Annotated in this window: 3 protein-coding genes; all 3 read right to left on the minus strand. The window is 67.7% G+C overall.

All coding sequences use genetic code 11. The features are described 5' to 3' along the window. The coding region (locus tag VHR41_16160) for a 2Fe-2S iron-sulfur cluster-binding protein (protein HEX3235733.1) at positions 1-274 on the minus strand (274 nt) is incomplete at its 3' end. 102 nt (positions 275-376) lie between these two features. Beyond that, positions 377-2197, minus strand: coding sequence for a fumarate reductase/succinate dehydrogenase flavoprotein subunit (locus tag VHR41_16165; GenBank protein HEX3235734.1), 1821 nt, complete (start codon positions 2195-2197; stop codon positions 377-379). Between the two features lie 15 nt (positions 2198-2212). Further along, entirely contained in the window at positions 2213-2995 is a 783-nt protein-coding gene (locus VHR41_16170; protein ID HEX3235735.1) for a hypothetical protein, read from the minus strand. Between the last annotated feature and the right edge of the window lie 231 nt (positions 2996-3226).

Here is a 3226-nt window from a genome sequence, read left to right on the forward strand (position 1 = left end):
TCACCTCGGCCGAGCAGGAGCCGCACTTGCCGGCCTTGCAGTTCCAGCGGACAGCGAGGTCGTTGGCCTGTTCCGCCTGGATCTGGTGAATCGCGTCGAGCACCACCATCCCGGGGGACACGCCGGTGGTGTAATCCACGAACTTCCCGCCCTCGCGGCCGCCCCGCCAGACGCGGAAGGTGGCCCGGCCGAGCGGCTCGTCCTTGCGGTGAGGCGGCTCGGTCTCTTCGACCGCTCCGGTCTCCGCCAGGTCGGGCTTCAGTGTTTCGGTCACCAGGCGCCTCCCTTGTGAGACGACCGCGCGGGTTCAGTCAAGCTAACATCCGTGCCGCGCTACGATCTGTCCCGGGCACAATCTGTCCAGCTCAACCTCTCCCTACTTCTGCTCCTCGATGATCTTCTCGAGCTCCGCCGGCATTCCAGGGATCGGCTCCCGCGAGAGCCGCATCTCGCCGTCGGGCCCCTTCTGGATCACGATGTTGAAGCTGCTCCCGGCCGGGTCCTTCTCAGGGTAATCATCCCGATAGTGCCCGCCCCGGCTTTCCCGGCGCTCGATGGCGGATCGGGTGATGGCCTCGGAGATGGTGAGCAGGTTGCCCAGGTCGAGCGCGGAGTGCCAGCCGGGATTGTATTCCCGGTTGCCGGTGACGCCGACCTGCGCGGCCTGCTGCGTGAGTCGTCCGATCCCCTCCATCGCCCGCTGCATCTCCGGCTCGGTGCGCACGATGCCTACCAGCTCCTGCATCATCGTCTGCAACCGATGCTGCACTTGGTAGGGGCCCGAGCCGTCGGTGCCGCCCCCGCGCTCGAACGGCACCAGGGCGCAGCGCATGGCCTCGTCCACCTCCGCCCTGTCCGGTGTGGCGAGGCTCTGCTCCCGCGCAAACGAGGCCGCGAAGTCGCCCGCCCGCTTGCCGAACACCAGCAGGTCGGAAAGCGAATTGCCCCCCAGTCGGTTGGCGCCGTGCAGCCCGGCCGCGCACTCGCCGGCCGCGAAGAGCCCCGGAATGGTGGAGCTCTGCGAGTCGCCATCCACCCGGATGCCGCCCATCATATAGTGGGTGGTCGGCCCTACCTCCATCGGCGTAGTGGTGATGTCGATGTCGGCCAGCTGCTTGAACTGGTGGTACATGCTCGGGAGCTTCTTGATGATATGCTCGCGCGCGTCGGGCAGCCGCTGCTTGATCCAGGAGATGTCGAGGAACACCCCGCCGTGGGGACTCCCGCGGCCCTCGCGTACCTCCCGGCGGATACAGCGGGCGACGTGGTCTCGGGTCAGGAGCTCGGGCGGCCGACGGGCACTCTTGTCGCCCTGCGTGTAGCGCCAGCCTTCCTCCTCGTTGTCGGCCGTCTGTGACCGGTAGTTCTCCGGGATGTCGTCGAACATGAACCGCCGTCCCTCCCGGTTCCGCAGCACGCCCCCTTCGCCACGCACCCCCTCCGTCACCAGAATGCCTCGCACGCTTGGCGGCCAGATCATGCCGGTGGGATGAAACTGGACGAACTCCATGTCCTGGAGCGCGGCGCCCGCCTGATAGGCGAGCGACTGGCCGTCACCGGTGTACTCCCAGCTGTTGCTGGTGATCGAGAACGCCCGGCCGATGCCGCCCGTGGCCAACACGACCGCCTTGCAGCGAAACAAGCGGAACCGCCCCCGCTCGCGATCGTACGCCAGCACGCCCGCGATCCGCCCCGCGTCGGTGAACAGCCGCAGCACCGTGCACTCCATGTGCACATCGATGCCTTGATGGATGCTGTGGTCCTGCAGGGTCCGGATCATCTCCAGTCCGGTCCGGTCGCCCACGTGCGCCAGCCGGGGATACTTGTGCCCGCCGAAGTTGCGCTGAAGGATGCGGCCGTCCGGCGTCCGGTCGAACAGCGCACCCCACGCCTCCAGCTCGCGCACCCGGTCCGGTGCTTCCCGGGCGTGCAACTCGGCCATGCGCCAGTTATTGACGTACTGGCCGCCGCGCATGGTGTCGGCGAAGTGGACCCGCCAGTTGTCCCGGTCGTCCACGTTTCCCAGCGCCGCGGCGACGCCGCCCTCCGCCATGACCGTGTGCGCCTTCCCCAGCAGCGACTTGCAGACCAGTCCGACGGAGGCGCCGGCAGCCGCGGCGGCGATCGCGGCGCGGAGCCCGGCGCCACCAGCCCCGATGACCAGCACGTCGTGCTCGAAGGTCTGGTGCTCAGCCATGAAGGGCGCGCCGGCTCACAGGATCCGCCAGTCGGTCCACACGCCCATCGAGCAGAGGCGCACGTACAGATCGGCGAACGCGACCGAGCAGAGGCTGCACCAGGCCCAGCGCATGTGACCACGGTTGAGGCAGCTGGAGCAGTCGTAGGCAACCTTCCGCACGGGCGCGCGGGAGAGCCGGTCGAGGTAGCCGCCGATGACATGACGCATCGAATGGCACCCCAGGGTGTATCCGCCGAGCAGAATCAGGTTGGCGGTGAGCACCAGAGTTCCCAGGCCGATGCCGAAAGCGGTGCGCCCGGTAGCCGGGTCGGTGAACCAGAGCGCCTGATACACGTCGTGCGCCAGGATAAGGAGGAAGCCCAGCGCGATATAAAGGAAATAGCGGTGGATGTTCTGCATGATGAGCGGAAAGGCGCTCTCGCCCCCATACCGCTTCCGCGGCTCCCCCACGGTGCAGGCGGGTGGATCGGCCCAGAACGCCTTGTAGTACGCCCCGCGGTAGTAGTAGCAGGTGACTCGGAAGATCCCGGGGAAGGGCAGGATCAGCAGGGCGGGGGAGAACACCATCCACGCGGGCCACCAGCCCGGCTTGGGGCCGAACCATGCGTGAGGGGAGTCTCCGAACAGCTCGGGAGAGTAGAAGGGGGACAGGTAGGGGCCATAAGTGTAGTGGTTGCCCTGGAGCCCCGCCCAGGTCGAATAGACGAGGAAAGTGGCGAGCAACACGGCCACCAGCGCGGGTTGCAGCCACCACGCATCCGGGCGCATGGTGTCGCCGAAGCGTCGTCGCACCACGGGGAGCTGCGCATGAGCCACGGACCTACCCTCGATGTCGGGAGAGCGAGCGGTACTCGGCTGGAATCGGCTGGGCGTGAGCCAGCAGGGATATTCGGGAGAGACCGGCGGCGTGTCAATGCCGGCCGGCGACCCTCAGCATGACTCGAGAGCACGCTTGGGCTCAACCGCCGCGCCATTACCTTGTCGCATGCCCCCCATCGTCGCGCCGACCGGCTACACCGTAGGCGC

The sequence above is a fragment of the Gemmatimonadales bacterium genome (genome assembly GCA_036265815.1).
In the GTDB taxonomy this organism is placed as follows: domain Bacteria; phylum Gemmatimonadota; class Gemmatimonadetes; order Gemmatimonadales; family GWC2-71-9; genus CAVVWJ01.